Origin of the sequence: Pseudomonas sp. WS 5021, assembly GCF_012985535.1 — a bacterium.
GTDB lineage: Bacteria > Pseudomonadota > Gammaproteobacteria > Pseudomonadales > Pseudomonadaceae > Aquipseudomonas.
Genome location: NZ_JAAQWP010000002.1, coordinates 252462 through 268260, shown reverse-complemented (window position 1 = coordinate 268260; position 15799 = coordinate 252462). Strand labels below are relative to the sequence as shown.

Below are 15799 nucleotides of genomic sequence, written 5' to 3'. Positions count from 1 at the left end.
GCCCCGGTGTCAGTAGAAATACGCCAGGCGAAACTGCAGCGAATTATCGATCTTCACCCCTTCGCGCACCGATGTGTCATGCATCAGTTGCCCTAATACCTGTACTTGCTTGCCCAACATCGTGGCCACGGTAAAGCCCAGCGTGCCATTGCTGCGGCTGGTGGCCAGGGTTTGATGGTCCAGCGTCTCGCGTGCGCCCCAATTGTGGCGATAGGACACAGCCGCATATGTCTCGGGGGTGAAGTTGTAGCGCAGGTGGTTGTGCAGTTGCAGCAGCGGGTCCTTCTTGGCATCGGTGGCGCGCTGCTCGCCGTAGAACTCGGTCTCGGCAATCACATCCCAGGTGATTTTGTCGGTCAGCCCCTTGATGTAGCCCACCTGGAAATCCAGGGCCCAACGGTTGCTGCTCAGGGCAAATCCCTGGTTCTTGTCGCTGCCCGTGGGCGCGGTGACAAACGCCGACCAACCCAGGTGTTCGTTATTGGCCAGGTCCGCAATGGTCCACACCGTGCCGCCAAACGTGATGTCGCCCAACCCCGAGTTCTTACTGTCGCTGGCGCCGATCTTCTGGTAGCCGAAGGGAATGACGATCTGCGGGTCCCAGGTCAGGCCGGTGTTGAAGAACTCGGTGAAGTGGATCAGGCGCAACACGCCCACGGTCATGTCCAGGTCAAGGTTGTCGGCGACTTTCTTGCCGCCGGAGTAAACCTTGTCACCCCGCGGGTTCTGCTGGTACAGCACCACCACATCGGTGCCTTGGGGCAAGGCCGTGTAGTCGCCGGGGTCCGGCTTGACGTCGGCATGGGCCAAGGGAACCAGGCTCAAGAGCAGGGTCAGGATGCTAAGTGTTTTCATGGCAAGTACCGTTATTGTTATTGGAGGCAACACTCGGCCATGGCGCCGCCCAAAGGCGTCGCCTGGCACACATGAGATAAACGGGATCAGTGAACGGCGCTGAGATCGGCCTGCAGATCCTGGGTACGCTTGACCAGGTATTGGCGCAGCAACTCCATGTCTTCGCGCTGCAAAATGTCGGAGAAGTTCGGCATGCCTTTATTGATCAACGCGCCGCTGACAAAGGCTGGAAATGCCGCATGCTTGTTGTCATCCAGGTAGCGCAGGTCTGGCACCACCCCGCCGCTGATCGCGTTCAGGCCATGGCAGCCGGCGCACAGGCCGTTGAACATGTCACGGGCCTGGGCCAGTTGCGCCGGTGTCGCCGTGAGTACCTGGCGGGTAGTCGGCAGCACTGGCGCGGCCTTGGGCGGTGGCAGCTGGCCTGTGGCACCCAGTTTGAAGGCAATCACCCGCGACTCGGCCCGCACCTTGCCCTTGTTGGTCAGCGGGCCGGTCAACAGCGGCAGGATCCCGCCCCAACCCACGGAAAACGCCACGTACTGCTCGCCGTTGACCGTATAGGTAACCGGCCCCGCCATCACGCCGGAGTTGGCCCGGTGCTCCCACAGTGGCTTGCCGGTATCGGCGCGGTAGGCCACCACCCGCCCATCGGCCGTGCCCTGGAACACCAGGTTGCCAGCCGTGGCGAGGGTGCCGCCGTTGCCGGCGCTGACGTAGGGTTGCTTCCAGGCAGCTTCTTGCTTGACCGGATCCCAGGCGATCAGCTCACCGCTCCAGGCATCACGGATCTGGTTGAGGGCTTTCGGGTCTTCCGGCAGGTCCGGCACATCCAGGCCAAAGTTGACCACCGATTTATTCGGCAAGAACTGCGGGGCCTTGGCCGCCTTCAATTCGGCCAGGGTGTACTGCGCCGGAATGTACACGTAGCCGGTCTTCGGACTGTAGGACATGGGATGCCAATTGTGCCCGCCGAGGAAACTCGGCTGCACCACCTTCGGCTCCTTGGAATAGTCCGCTGCGCCGGTAAGGATCGGCCGCCCGGTTTGCAGGTCGATGCCACTGGCCCAATTCACGGGCACGAAGTTCTTCGCCGACAGCAGTTTGCCATTGGTGCGATCCAGGACATAGAAGAAGCCGTTTTTCGGCGCCTGCATGATCACCTTGCGCACGCTGCCCTCAATCTGGATATCGGCGAGGATCATGTGCTGGGTCGCGGTAAAGTCCCACTGGTCCTGCGGGGTGACCTGATAGTGCCAGACGTACTCGCCGGTATCCGGGCGCAGCGCCAGGATCGACGACACATACAGGTTGTCGCCCTTGCCATTGCTGCGAAACCGATAGTTCCACGGCGAGCCATTGCCAGTCCCCACGTAGAGCAGGTCCAGTTGCGGGTCGTAGGCCATCGAGTCCCAGACTGTGCCACCACCGCCCCACTTGACCCAACCGTCGCCATCCCAGGTGCTCATGGCCTTGGCCATCGCCGCATTTTCTGCTGGCAGCTTGGGGTCGCCCGGCACAGTGTAGAAGCGCCACACTTGCTTGCCGGTATCGGCGTCGTAGGCGGTGACGTAGCCGCGCACACCGAATTCGGCGCCGCCGTTGCCGATCAATACCTTGCCCTTGACGATGCGCGGCGCGCCGGTGATGGAGTAGCTTTTGCTGCGATCGATGATGGTGTCGACGCTCCACGCCGGCTGGCCAGTGCCCGCATCCAGCGCAATCAGGCGCCCATCGAAACTGCCCACATAGACCTTGCCCTGCCACACTGCCACGCCGCGATTGACCGGGCCGCAGCAGCCTTGGCTGAGGTTTTCGGCGGGTACTTTCGGATCGTACTTCCACAGCAACTCGCCGGTGGCGGCATTGATCGCATAAACGATGCTGAAGGCCCCCGTGGTGTACATCACCCCGTCGACCACCAGCGGCGTGGCCTCGGTGCCGCTGTCGATATCCAGCTTGGTGGTCCAGGCCATGCCCAACTGCCCGACATTACCGGCATTCACGCGGTCCAACGGGCTGTAGCGTTGCTCATCGTAGGTGCGGCCGTGGCTCATCCAGTTACCAGGCTCACGGTCGGCGGCGATGATGCGCGGCCCATCGACCTGGGCCGGGCCGGCCAGGGCCAGGGTGGCGAATGCGGTCGCCAGCAAAGGCATGCCTAGGCGCAGGCTGCGTATTTTCATTGTTATTGTTCTCCAACATTAATCGGATCTGGCCACTCTATTAGAGGGCCTGCCACGCCCGCCCACTTGACTGAGGCTGCCAAAGCCCTTGGCATTCCCTGCCAAGGCGCTGCCTATGCCGGCTGCTGGCGAAAGTCCCGGGGCGCATGTTGGAAATGCCGCTTGAACGCCCGACTGAAATGCGCGGCGTCGACAAACCCCCACTTGAAGGCGATCTGGGTGATCGACTCATGCCGCAAATCGCGGGCGCGCAGGTCCTGTGCCACCCGCTCCAGGCGGCGTTGCTGGATGTAGCGCGCAATACTTTCATGGCGCTGCTCGAACAACCGGTAAAGCTGGCGCACCGAGACATTCAGGTGCCGCGCCAGGTATTCGGGGCCAAGGTCGGTCTCTTGCAGGGAGGCTTCCACCAGGCGCGTGGCCAGGCCATAAATATCGTTATGGCCCACGCAGGCAAAGCCCGGCTGGCCCTCGGCGCGCTCGTCCAGGCCGGCAGCCGCCAGGCCGATCAAGGCCTGCTCTACGGCCGAGCCATCGTTCTCGCCGCCATAACCTTCACTCAGTTGCGCGTCCTCCAGGGAGCGCACCAGTGCACGAATCGTATGGGTGGCGACGCTATTGCGCGCCAGCTTGCCAAACAGCCGCTGCTGGCCGAATTGCCGGGCGACCTCGGCGCGCGACAGATGCACCGAGGTATTTTGCACCAGCCCCTGGGGCTCGATCTCGAAGGCCTGGGCCGAGTCCACCAGGGCGATATCGTCCGGCCCCAGATCGATTACCCGGTGCTGCTGGCGGATGCGCTGATGGCCGCTGCCCTGCAGGATCAGAAAACAGTGGCGGTCATCGTCCCCATCGCCGTGGGTGTGCTGGCGGCTGATCAGCCCGGCATTGGTGCGGATATGTGCCAACTCCAGGCCACACACGTCCTGGCCGTGGACGCTGCCAATGAACAGACTGTGTCGATCTGAACGTGCGGTGCTGAAATTGCCGCATACCGCACGCAAGTCACGATTCCAGTTGGCGAACTCAACGCAAGGGTTCAACAAGGCAGGCATACCCCCTCCCACAGACCGTTTATAGTTATATTGTTAACATATTATCTATATGCGGTCAGTGCAAGCAGGGCAAGGGGCTGCTAGTCAGTGCGGCCGGTGATCAACGCACTGATTGCCTGGGCATTCACCGGCACGCTGAGGTAAAAACCCTGCGCCTCATCGCACTGCACATCCTTCAGTGCCTTGAGCTGGTCGATGGTTTCCACGCCTTCGGCGGTCACCGTCAGCGAGAGCGCGCGGCCCAGGCCGACAATCGCCTGGATGATCGATTGATCGCCACCGCTGGCGGTCAGGCCACCAACAAAGCTGCGGTCGATCTTCAGCCCGTCGAAGGGGAATGAACGCAGATAACTCAACGACGAATAGCCGGTGCCAAAGTCGTCCATCAGCAGGCGCACACCTAGGGCCTTGAGGCCTTGCATGGTGCTCAAGGCGACCTTTTCGTCGTTGAGCATCACACTTTCGGTCAACTCCAACTCCAGTCGCGCCGGGTTCAAGCCCGTCTCCATCAGCACCGCCTTGACCCGCGCCACCAAGTGCCCGCGCTGGAACTCGGTGGAGGACAGGTTGACCGAGATCATCACATCGTCAGGCCAGCCAGCGGCTGCCTGGCAGGCCGCGTGAAGCACCCAGTTGCTCAATGGCAGGATCAGCCCGGTTTCTTCGGCGATAGGAATAAACACATCAGGGCCCAGCAGCCCGCGCCGCGGATGCTGCCAGCGCACCAAGGCCTCGGCGCCGGCCAGGCGCTTGCCTTCGATACGGTAGCGCGGCTGGAAATCCAGGCGCAGTTCGCCGTTCTTGATCGCATGGCGCAGATCGGCTTCCAGCTGGCGCCGCTCGATAATGCGTGCGTTCATGTCGCCCGCATAAAAACGCCAGGTATTGCGCCCGCTTTCCTTGGCTTCGTAGAGCGCGATATCGGCGTAGCGCAGCAGCTCTTCGGCCAGGGTCGCATCCGCCGGCGCCATGGCAATGCCGATGCTGGCGCTGATAAACACTTCATGCTCGGTGATATGAAACGGTAGCTCGATACAGTCGATCAGCCGCCGGCAGAGGCCTTCCACCTCCAACTGCGAGCTCATGCCCGCCACCACCAACATAAATTCATCGCCCCCAATGCGCGCCACCAGGTCGTCACCGCGCAGGCAGCCCTGCAAGCGCCGGGACACCTGGTTAAGCACCTCATCGCCAGCGGCGTGGCCCAGCAAGTCATTGACCGGCTTGAAGCGGTCAAGGTCGATACTGAGCATCACCAACGGCCTTTCCAGGGTCGGCACCGCCTTGAGCTTGCCCTCGAGAAATTCCTGCATGCGCGTACGGTTGGCCAGGCCCGTCAAGGCATCGTGTTGCGACAGGTACTCGATACGCCGCCGGGCCTCGACCTCTTCGGTGATGTCACTGGCGGTGCCCCGATAGCCCTGGCCGGGGATCTCGCGCACCGACAACCGGCAGATACGCGGCTCGCCTTCACCCGACAGGTAGTTGCACTGCACGATGGCATTCGGGCGATGGGCGTGGTCCTTGAACCAGCTGGACAACAGGCCCTGATCCGAGGCCAGCAGCTCATCCGCCGCCGTCCCCAGGCAGTTGGCCCCTTTGAGGCCGGTGATCACGTCGAAACGCTCCGACAGGTAGGTAAACCGCAAGTGGGTATCCACTTCCCAGATCCAGTCGGAGGCCGCCTCGGCCACATCGCGAAAGCGCTCCTCGCTGACCACCAGCGCCGCGCGACTGGCTTGCAGGGTGGCGTAGTTACTGTCCATGATCCGCGCGGCGGCGGTGCTGCGGCGCTGGATAACCCAGGCCATCAGGGCGAAGATCAGGCCGGCGAACGTGACCAGCGGCACGACCAGCACCAGCAACTGGTGCCCCGGGTCGTCCGAGGTCCATTGCACAACGCCGGCGTTGTCCCGCAGGCTCAGGCTCGGTGCGCCCGCCGCTACCCTGCCAGCCGGGGCAACCTGCAGACCCTGCACACCAAAGTCCTGGCCCAATGCGGCCAAGCGTTGCGGCGCCAGCTTGGCAATGAAGATCAACACAGAGGCCGGGCCGCTATCGGCCTTCACGCTCGGATCGGTGCCCGGCGTCAGCGCAGCGGCGGCCAACACCGCAGGTGTCCCGTCGGCCTGTACCAGCCGGGTCACCGACTGGCTGTTGGCGGCAGCCTGCCGGGCCTGGGCCAGCAGGGGCTCGATGGGTATGTGCAGCCAATCCTGCACGGCAACGGTCTGCAACTGGCCGTCAACCACCGAATACACCGTGCGGCCCGTGGGATCGACAACAAACACCCCCTCGAAACCCAGGTCGGCAAACAGCGTCGAACCCAGGTTTTGCCGCCCAAACGCCCAATCCACATCCACCTGCTGATGCAGGTGTGTGTAGGCGTCCCCCCAAAACGCGTAGTCCTTGACCGTAGAGGCGGCGATGCGCTCAACCGACAGCAAGGCGTTTTCGATATCGATCCGGCTGTGCTCGCTGGCATCCTGATTCAGATGATCGGCAATGGACACCAGCAGCACCCCGACCAACAAAAACATGGCCAGTAGCAGCAGTGAACAGGCGAGCAGATAAGCCCGTGCGGTAGAGAGATTGGAAACCTTGCCTTCCAGCGACGACTTGGGGCCAACGTTGAGCTTTTCCATAGCGCTCCAGGCGCCAGGGCGCCCTAACAACCCGCACCGAAAACCACACGACGCACACGCAGGTGCGCGACTGCCTGCCCATAGACGATAGACAACTTTTGCGCTTCGAACAGCCCGAAAACCGCCCTATGCGCAATGCACCACATAACGCACGGCAAACCCGCCCAGGCGCTGATCCAATTGCTCGCGCTGGATCGCGCTAAGGTTTGGTACATGAATATCCACGCGCTGCCCGTGGCGCTCGTCACTGTGGGCTTCCACCCGGCTTGCCGCCGCGACCTGCCACACCTCATCCTCGAACACCCGCCGGATCGCATCCAGGCGCAAAGCGGGCTTGAAGGTCTTGCCCACGGCGGTCAGCGGAATCTGCTCCACCAACCAGATGTTCTTGGGCACCGCCGCACGTTCATGAATGTGCTGTGTGGCGTGCTCCAGCAACTGGGCCTCGCTAGCGTGCTCGCCAGCCTTGAGCTGCACGTACACCACCGGCAGTTCCCCGGCCCTGATATCCGGCTTGCCGACTGCGGCGGCCAGCGCTACGCACGGATGGCGATGCAGCGCCTCTTCGATCATCTGCGGGTCGATATTATGGCCACCGCGAATAATCAGATCCTTGCTGCGACCGGTCAGCCAGATATAGCCATCGGCATCGATGCGCCCCAGGTCGCCGGTATTGAACCAGTCACCATCCAGCCAGATACCTGCGTTCTTGTCCGCTTGCAGATAGCCCTTGAACACCGTCGGGCCGCGCAGGCACAGGGTCCCCGGCTCATCGGTCGCGGCGTCACGCCAATAGTTGCCGGCGCTGTCGAGCACCACGATCTTGACCTGGCAATACGGCAGGCGCAGGCCAATGGAACCGGGCCGCCGCTCGCCCTCATAAGGGTTGCAGGCCGTGGCGCAGGTGCCTTCGGTCAAGCCATAACCTTCGATGATGCGCAGCCCCGTGCGGGCTTCGAACTGGCGGATCAGTTCCACCGGCATTGGCGCTGCACCGCAGAGCGCAAAGCGCAGGCTGGAAACGTCGATACCGTCATTTGGGATCTGCAGCAGTGCCGCATAGATGGTGGGCACCCCACTGAAACTGCTGACCCGGTAGCGCTCCACCAGCTTCCAGAAGTCCTTGATCAAGGCCGGGTTACGGTAACCCTGGGGCCCGGCCAGCAACACCTGGGCTCCGTAATGGAATGCGGCGAGACCGGTGACCATCACCCCGTTGACGTGAAACAGCGGTAACCCGCATAGCAGCACGTCGTCCGGTACATAGCGCCCATGTAAGCCAATGATCTTGGCCATCGCCACTTCGTTGAAGTGGCTGTGGGGGGCCAGTTTCGGGGTGCCAGTGGTGCCGCCCGTGTGAAAGTAGGAGGCGATGTCGTCCGGCTGGATAACCCGCCCGCTTTCCAGGTGATCGGCCGGGGCGGCGGCTAGCAGTTCATCGAAGTCCAGGACGCCTGCGGGCATCGGTGGCCGCTGGGCTCTTACAGCGCTGCGTTGCGGCTCCGGCAACAGGTTGGCGAGGTCAACCGTCACAATCGTGGGCATCTGTGGCAAAAAGTCTGCCAGGGCCGCCACTTTCTGCCATAGGTCGGTACCGGGGAACGGTGCCAGTGTGACCAGCACCGAGGTATTGGAAGCACGGATCAGCTCTGCAATGTGCTCAGGCTCAAGCAACGGGTTGATCGCATTGACGATCCCCGCCGCCTCTGCACCCCAAATCACAAAGTGCGTCTGGGGCAGGTTAGGCAGCAGGAAAGATACCGCCTGGCCCGGGCGCAAGCCCAGACGATGCAAGGCGTTGGCGGTTTGTGTGACCTTGGCAAAAAGCTCGGCATAGCTGATGCGCCAGGGCTGATCCTCGATGCTGCCCGTCGGTAGAAAACACAAGGCTGGCAGATCGGCAAAGCGTTCGGCGGCACGCTGCAACAACTCATAGGTACTGCCAGGCAAGTCGCGCTCGGCCAACGGGTATTGTTGCTCGAAGGCTTGGATGTCGCTCAACCGGGCAAGGGAAACAGGACTGTTCATGGGTTTAATGTTCTTCCGTGTTTTTTACAAAGGGCGCCAGGGTCGTGTGCTGGCACTGCTCGGTGAAACGCAGCAGACCCGGATCCAGCAACCCCTTCTGCTCACTGCAAAGTTGCGCTGCCAAGTCCAAGGCCCCAGCGTAGACCACGGTTTTGCACAACTCCAGTGGGTCGGCCTCGACATGCACGCCCAACCGCACCAGGCGCCCTACCGCCTGGGCCACGTGGCGATGTAGCCAAAGGTCGGCTCGAGTCCCGGCAAAACGGCGCCTACTGGACTAACGGTTTACCCAGCACCTTGCTGAAGCTTTGTGCAGCCGGTTGCAGCCAGCGGGCCTGCACCAGCAACGGGGTCACGGCGGCCCCCGGTTCAATCTGCCCGTCCACCTGCACGCGCTGGGAGTCGACTTGGATCTTGAAATGGTGCTCGGCCGCCAGTTGCAGGTCCGCCAGCAATCGCAGGCCATCCCTGCACTGCAACTCGATCCGGGTATTGCCCAGCTTGACCAGCCACGGGCTCAACAGCGCCAGGTCGTGCCCCAGCAATTCACCGTCGGTGTTACGGCAACCCGCTCCGGCGCCATTGACCTGCAATCGCCCGTCCCAACGCCCGTCCAGCACGAACATCGGTGGCGGCAAGGCGCTGACCGCACGCGGGGCCAGTTGCGCCTGCCAGTTCCACGGCCAGCCATGGATCGACAGCTCCCAGATGCGTTGCGCAAAGCCCAGGTTCACCTGCGCCGCCCACGGACGGATCTTCCAGTCCACCGGCGCCAGGGCACCGACGCGCGCTGCGCGGCCAGTCCACAGGCTGCCCACGACGCCGCTGGGCTGCCAGCCGGCCGGCCAGGGCAGCTGGCGGGCAACGAAGGCAGCCGGCAGCTCCAGCAGCACGGTCAGGCTGAACACCACAATCGCCCACAGGATCACCGCGCGACTCATGGCCGCGCCGCCACTTCCAGGCTGAAGGCATAGCCCTGGCCGCCACCCTGCTCCAGGCTCCACTGCACGGGTCGCCCACCCTGCTCCTGCACCGTCCGCAGCAGCAGTTGCAGGGCCTGGGGCCCCGGCAGCTCGCCTTGCAATTGCCAGCGATCGCCTTGCTGTTCAACGCGGGTCAGCACCCATTGGCGCGACACCGCCAGGGCCTGCCACTGTTCGTTGGAAAACGCCGCTGGCGGTACCAGTGCGCCGGCCTGTTGCGCCAACGCCTGCCACTGGCGTGCATCCTGCCAGGCCGCCAGCAGCGGCCGGGTCAACAGCACCAGCAGCAACAGCACGACGGTCGACCAGCCAGCCAACAGGCCATAGCGGCGCTTGGGCGGCAGTTGGTTGAAGTGGGCCAGGTACTCCTGCATCCGGGCTTTCATGGTTGTTCTCCCAGATCAAAACTCAGGTGCAATTGACCGGCGACACTTTGCGCCTCGTCAGTCCATTGCGCGCCGGCAGCCTGGGCCATGGCATGCCATTCGCCGGGCAGCGGCCGGGGGCCATTGCCGCGCAAGGCCAGGCGCCAACGGCTGCCGTCAAACTCGATGCGCGACACCGACCAGCCTGGCTGCTGTTGCAGCCAGCCGGAGAGCGCCTGCTCCAGGGCGACGATCTGTTGCTGGCGCACCTGCCAGTCGCTCGCCTCGCCCTGCACTCGCGCCAGCGCCACGCGCGCCTGTTGCGGGTTGTTGGCAGGCCCGGCCAGCGCCCGGACCTGGGCTTTCCAAACGTCGACCTGGCGCAGGCTCTGCACCAGATACACCGCGCCCCAACACGCCGCCAGCGCCACGCAAGCCAGCAGCAAGCGGCGCTGTACGCCGCTCATCAGTGGCGCTCGAGTCACCCGTGTGCGCGGCCCCCGCGTCCCTTCCAGCACACTGGGCAACTGCTCCAGGCGCGCCAGGCGTGACGGCCAATCGCCCTCTTGGGTCTCGCCAGGCAGGTCGCGCCAGGCCTGGGGCAGGCGCTCACCCAATACCGGCGGCCACACCAACCATTGCCGGGAATGCGCCTTGAGGTAGCGCACCGATTCGCGCCGCCACTCCACTACCTGCCCTGGCTCTGCTGGCGGCAACAACTGCAAATCCGCCCAGCCATGGGTGATGTGCAGCCCCAGCGCAGCACACTCGGCCAGCCATTGCTGGACCTGCTCGCGATGCATCACCAACAACTCCAACTGCCCGGCCTCGCGGGACAGGCAACTGACCAGCAACGCTTCGGCGGGCTGCTGCGCATATTCTTCAAACAATTGCGGCCATTCGTGACGCTTGAGCCCCGGCGGCGCCGGCAGGCAGAAATGGCTGCAATCGAGCGCTGGAATAATCAAGGCGCCCGGCAGTTGCAACAGCGCGGACGGTGGCGGCCAGGTGCCGCTTGCGCAAGCCTGTTGCGCGCTGTAGTGCAACCACTGCCAACGGCCCTCGGCGGTGGCCGGCGGGCGCACCAGCAACCATTCCCGTGGCTTGGCCCGCAGACGCTCAAACATGCCTGCGCTCCGGCTCATGGCTGGGTATCGGGCAAGGCGAAAGTACAGACATAAGGGGCTCCATGGTGCTCGAACTCGATCCGCACGCCGCGATTGGGCTGGGCGGCAACAGTAGAAGGAAAGGCCAGCCAGCGCGTGCCCTGGTAAAAACTGAATGTGGCGCGCTCGACCGGCGCCAATGACGCCTTGAGTTCCCAGCGCGGCTTGTCGGCGGCGTACAGGTCGGCCGAGACCAACAGGTTCAAACGCTGCTGGCGCGCATCGAACAGCAGGCGCTGGCGTTGCACGCGCGACGCGCCCTCTGCCGGCGGCCAGGCACCCAGGGCCACCCACTGCAGTTGCCCAAGGCTCGGCTGCCACTCCAGCCAGGCCAGGTCCAGGGGCAAGCGCTGCTCGTACAACTGGCGCAACACCAGGGCGTCGAAGCGGCGCTCCAGGGCCATGCAGAACTCCAATACCTGAGGTTCGCTGCCCGGCTCCTCCAGACGCTCACGCACTTTGACCCAGCCATTGACCAAGGCCGCCAGCAACACCCCGACCACCGCCGTGAGGGCCATCGCCACCAATAGCTCGATGAGGGTCAAGCCGCGCTGCGCCGCCTTCATGGACGCACCAGGAACAGGCTGAACTGACCCAGGGGCTGACGCTGCTGGGGATCGGCAAATAAGCTCAACTCACCCCGGCGCAAGCGATTGACCCCGGTATTGCCCAGGGTCAGTTGCCAATGACAGGTGGCATGCCCCTGGCGCAACTCGCCGCTCACTGCATTGATCTGCGGCCAGTACTGCTCCACGCCAAACCGCGTTTCCAGCTCCCGTGCGCACAAACTGCCGAGGCGATGTTGCGCCACGGCCTGGTGGGTAGCGATGCGCTGGCGCAACAGCTGGCTGACCATCACCGCCATCAACGCGGCAATCCCCAGGGCGACCATGACTTCAAGCAAGGTAAAACCACGCTGGCGCTTCATGGCAGGGTCGCGATATGCAAGGTGTTGTCTGCTTGCCATTGCCAGCGCTCGCGGCCCTCGGCCCAGCGCCAGGTCAGTGATACCGGGCGGGCCAGCCCCGACGGGGTGAACATCACCTGGGGCTCGCGGCTCACCGGCCAGTCAGGTTGCAAGCCGGCTGGCCAGGGTGCGCCGCGCGACGCTTGGACCTGCCACCCAGGCGCTGCGCGCCCGGCCTGCCAGCGCACAAACTCCGGGCTGCGACCGTTCCAGCGCAAGCCCAGCAACTGCCCGGCATGCCGGGCCTGGGCGGCCTGGCTGCGCGCTTCGCTGGCCAGTTGAGCCAGGGCCTGGCGCATCGGCGCCTGGCCGGCATCCAGATAGGCCACCCCCAGGGCACTGAACAAGCCGACGATCAACAACACCACCAACATTTCCAGGAGCGAAAACCCGCGACTGCGCTGCATGCCTAGAGGTCCCAGTTACCGATATCGGCATCGGTGCCTTCGCCGCCTTGCTGGCCGTCGGCTCCCAGTGAGAACAGATCCACCCGCCCATGCTGCCCAGGCGTGCGGTAGCCATAGGCATTGCCCCATGGGTCCTCGGGCAGGCGGCGGATGTAGCCGTCGGCACGCCAACTGCGCGGCAAGGGCTCCAGGCTCGGCTTGCTGACCAGCGCCTGCAAACCCTGCTCGGAGGTGGGGAACCGCAGGTTGTCGAGGCGGTACATGTCCAGTGCCTGCTCCAGGGTCGCCAGGTCGGCCAGGGCCTTCTGGCGCATGGCTTTGTCCTGGCTGCCAAGCACGCTGGGGGCGACCACCGCGATCAGCAGGCCGATGATAAAAATCACCACCATGATTTCCATCAGGGTGAAGCCGCGTTCGCGACGCTTGACCGCACGATTGCCAGGCATGGCGTGCTTTTCCATTTCATGTTCTCCGTTTTCAGGTTGTCTGTTCAAAGGCTCAGGCCCTGATTGAGCTGCATGATCGGCAACAGCACCGCCAGCACGATGAACAGCACCACCGCGCCCATCAGCAGAATCATCAGGGGTTCGAATAACGCCAGCAGCAGGTCGACCTGGCGCGCAAACCCACGCTCCTGGTTGTCGGCGACGCGCTCCAGCATGTCGGGCAAGGTGCCGCTGGCCTCGCCGCTGGCGACCATGTTCAGTAGCATCGGCGGGAAATGCCCACTGGCACTGAGGGCGCGGTACAGGGTCACACCGCCTTCGACCTGTTCACGCACCGCTACCAGGGACTGGTGGATCTGCCGGTTGCCGACCGTAGCGGTGGCCACCTCCAGGGACTCGAGCAACGGCACGCCACTGCCGAGCAGAATCGCCAGGCTGCGCGAGACCCGCGCGCTTTCCAGCACCGACAGCAGCACACCAATGCGTGGCAAGCGCAACGCCAGGCTGTCGCGACGCAAACGCCATACCGCCTGGCGCAGCAACACCCGCGCGCCCAGCGCCAGCAGCAAGCCCAGCCCCAGCAACCACGGGCCGAGCATCACCAGGCCCTCGCTGGCGCCGATCAGCACCCGGGTAATCAGCGGCAGGCTTTGCCCGGTGTGGCTGAACTGCTCGGTGAGCTTGGGCACCACAAAAGTCATCAGGCCGATCACCACCGCCAGCGACACCAGGATCAACACCGCCGGGTAGATCAACGCCGTGCGCGCCTTGTGCCGTTGTTTCTGCACCTGTTCCAGGTGCTCGGCCAACCGCTCCAGCACCGGCGCCAATTTGCCCGAGCGCTCGCCGGCCTCGACCAGTGCGCAATACAGCGTATTGAACTGCCCACCCTGGCGGCGCAGGCTCTGGGCCAGGCTCAAGCCTTCGCCCAGGGCGCCGCGCACCGCCACCAGCAGGTTGCGAATCGCCGGTTCCGCCAACTGGCGTTCCAGGGTGGCCAAGGCATCCACCAAGGGGATACCAGCGCTCAACAGCGTGGCCAACTGGCGGGTCAACTCGCACAGCTGTCCATGGTTCAAGCGTTGCCCGCGCGGGCTCGACAGGCTTGCGCCCTGCACCTGCAACTCACGGGCAAACAGGCCCTGCTCGCGCAGCAGTTGCCGGGCATGGCGCTCGCTTTCTGCCTGGATGCTGGCTTTGCGGCGATTGCCGCGCAGGTCCAGCGCCTGGTAGCGGTAGGTCGGCATCAGTCGCGCACCGCACGCAGGACCTGCTCCAGGCTGGTTTCGCCACGGCGCAGGCATTCGGTGGCCATGGCGGTCAGGCTCTGGCGCTTGTCGGCGAGGTATTCGTGCATGGCCGCTTCGCTGGCGCCGTCGTACAGCAGGCTGATCAAGCCGGCATCCAGGGTGATGAATTCATAGAGGCCGATCCGCCCGTGATAGCCACTGCCCTGGCAGTCGTCGCAGCCCTGGGGGTGAAAGCTCTGATCCAGCGTCGCCAGCTCCGGCCACAACTGGCGCTCGGCGGCCTGCAACGGCGCCGGCGTTGCGCAATGGCACAGGCGCCGCACCAGACGCTGGGCCATCACGCCCTTGAGGCTGGAGGCGATCAAAAAGGGCTCGATGCCCATGTCGCGCAACCGCGTGACGGCGCCCACCGCGCTGTTGGTGTGCAGCGTCGACAGCACCAGGTGCCCGGTAAGGCTGGCCTGCACGGCGATCTGTGCGGTCTCCTGGTCACGGATTTCGCCGAGCATGATCACGTCCGGGTCCTGGCGCAGGATCGCCCGCAGGCCGCTGGCGAAAGTCATGCCGGCGCGCGGGTTGATCGCGGTCTGGCCGATGCCGGTAATCGCGTATTCCACCGGGTCTTCGACGGTGAGGATGTTGCACGAGCCGTCGTTCAGCGCATTGAGGCTGGCATACAGCGTGGTGGTCTTGCCCGAGCCGGTGGGCCCGGTGCTCAGCAAGATCCCGTTGGGCCGCGACAGGCAAGCGCGCAGGGCCTGCTCGACGGCAGCGGGCATGCCCAGGTTGTTCAGGTCCAGCAGGTTGGCCTGTTTGTCCAGTACGCGCATTACCACGCGCTCGCCGTGGATGCCAGGCAAGGTCGAGACCCGGATATCCACCTCGCGCCCGCCGGAGCGCAAGGTGATGCGCCCGTCCTGGGGCTGGCGCTTCTCAGCGATATCCAGGCGCGCCATGACCTTGATCCGCGACACCAACATGGCCGACAAGGCCCGTGGCGGGCGCAGGATTTCGCGCAGATGGCCGTCCACCCGCAGGCGCACCACCAGGCTCTGCTCGAAGGTCTCGATATGGATATCCGAGGCGCGCAAGCGCAGGCCTTCGGCGAACAGGCCGTTGATCAGGCGGATCACCGGCGCTTCGTTGTCACTCTCCAACAGGTCTTCGATCCGTGGCAGTTCGTTGATCAGGCTGTCGAGATCGACCTGCTCGCCGATGCCCTCGATCAACGCCGCCGTGGCCGACTCCCCGGCCTGGTACAAGGCCCCCAGGCGCAGTTCGTATTGCGCCGGGTCGAGGTGCTCGACCAGCGTCGGCAGGCCATGCACGCGCAATACTTCCTGCAAGGCGTCGGTGTCGACATCCTCGCGCAGGCACAGGGTCCAACCCTGCGCGCCCGGTGCCCGTGCCAGGCCCGCCTGGCGCGCCAGTCGATAGGGCAACAAC

At 64.3% G+C, this 15799-nt stretch carries 15 protein-coding genes; all 15 read right to left on the bottom strand.

The window, feature by feature from the left end; genetic code table 11:
• Window positions 1-9 precede the first annotated feature (9 nt).
• Entirely contained in the window at window positions 10-855 is an 846-nt protein-coding gene (locus HBO19_RS07550; protein ID WP_169953013.1) for a transporter, read from the bottom strand.
• Between the two features lie 86 nt (window positions 856-941).
• Window positions 942-3041, bottom strand: coding sequence for a PQQ-dependent dehydrogenase, methanol/ethanol family (locus tag HBO19_RS07545; protein WP_170057197.1), 2100 nt, complete (start codon window positions 3039-3041; stop codon window positions 942-944).
• Window positions 3042-3154: 113 nt separating this feature from the next.
• Complete coding sequence (gene feaR / locus HBO19_RS07540) at window positions 3155-4096, bottom strand: transcriptional regulator FeaR (RefSeq protein WP_169953010.1); 942 nt, start codon at window positions 4094-4096, stop codon at window positions 3155-3157.
• Between the two features lie 80 nt (window positions 4097-4176).
• The gene (locus tag HBO19_RS07535; protein WP_170041239.1) at window positions 4177-6741 is read right to left on the bottom strand and encodes an EAL domain-containing protein; all 2565 of its coding nucleotides are present in this window, start codon (window positions 6739-6741) and stop codon (window positions 4177-4179) included.
• Between the two features lie 126 nt (window positions 6742-6867).
• Window positions 6868-8769, bottom strand: a complete 1902-nt coding sequence (locus HBO19_RS07530) for an acyl-CoA synthetase (RefSeq protein ID WP_170057196.1) — start codon at window positions 8767-8769, stop codon at window positions 6868-6870.
• A gap of 4 nt (window positions 8770-8773) precedes the next feature.
• Window positions 8774-8992 carry a hypothetical protein gene (locus HBO19_RS07525; RefSeq protein WP_170057195.1) on the bottom strand — a complete coding sequence of 73 codons (219 nt, stop codon included), beginning with the start codon at window positions 8990-8992 and terminating at the stop codon, window positions 8774-8776.
• Between the two features lie 46 nt (window positions 8993-9038).
• A complete protein-coding gene (gene gspN, locus HBO19_RS07520) occupies window positions 9039-9710 on the bottom strand; it encodes a type II secretion system protein N (protein ID WP_170057194.1) in 672 nt (223 codons plus the stop codon).
• Window positions 9707-10138: a type II secretion system protein GspM gene (gene gspM / locus HBO19_RS07515; RefSeq protein WP_169953005.1), complete on the bottom strand. Its 432-nt coding sequence runs from the start codon at window positions 10136-10138 to the stop codon at window positions 9707-9709. Before gspM ends, gspN begins: the two co-directional genes overlap by 4 nt.
• Window positions 10135-11244, bottom strand: coding sequence for a type II secretion system protein GspL (locus HBO19_RS07510; RefSeq protein WP_170057193.1), 1110 nt, complete (start codon window positions 11242-11244; stop codon window positions 10135-10137). The genes gspM and HBO19_RS07510 overlap by 4 nt, the downstream gene beginning before the upstream one ends.
• Before the next feature lie 14 nt (window positions 11245-11258).
• The gene (locus HBO19_RS07505) at window positions 11259-11849 is read right to left on the bottom strand and encodes a prepilin-type N-terminal cleavage/methylation domain-containing protein (protein ID WP_169953002.1); all 591 of its coding nucleotides are present in this window, start codon (window positions 11847-11849) and stop codon (window positions 11259-11261) included.
• Complete coding sequence (locus HBO19_RS07500; protein ID WP_170057192.1) at window positions 11846-12211, bottom strand: type II secretion system protein; 366 nt, start codon at window positions 12209-12211, stop codon at window positions 11846-11848. Before HBO19_RS07500 ends, HBO19_RS07505 begins: the two co-directional genes overlap by 4 nt.
• The gene (gene gspH / locus HBO19_RS07495) at window positions 12208-12657 is read right to left on the bottom strand and encodes a type II secretion system minor pseudopilin GspH (protein ID WP_169952998.1); all 450 of its coding nucleotides are present in this window, start codon (window positions 12655-12657) and stop codon (window positions 12208-12210) included. The genes HBO19_RS07500 and gspH overlap by 4 nt, the downstream gene beginning before the upstream one ends.
• Window positions 12658-12659: 2 nt before the next feature.
• Complete coding sequence (gene gspG / locus HBO19_RS07490; RefSeq protein ID WP_070994271.1) at window positions 12660-13103, bottom strand: type II secretion system major pseudopilin GspG; 444 nt, start codon at window positions 13101-13103, stop codon at window positions 12660-12662.
• Window positions 13104-13147: 44 nt separating this feature from the next.
• Complete coding sequence (gene gspF / locus HBO19_RS07485) at window positions 13148-14350, bottom strand: type II secretion system inner membrane protein GspF (protein ID WP_169952997.1); 1203 nt, start codon at window positions 14348-14350, stop codon at window positions 13148-13150.
• Window positions 14350-15798, bottom strand: a complete 1449-nt coding sequence (locus HBO19_RS07480; RefSeq protein WP_169953306.1) for an ATPase, T2SS/T4P/T4SS family — start codon at window positions 15796-15798, stop codon at window positions 14350-14352. Before HBO19_RS07480 ends, gspF begins: the two co-directional genes overlap by 1 nt.
• Window position 15799 lies beyond the last annotated feature (1 nt).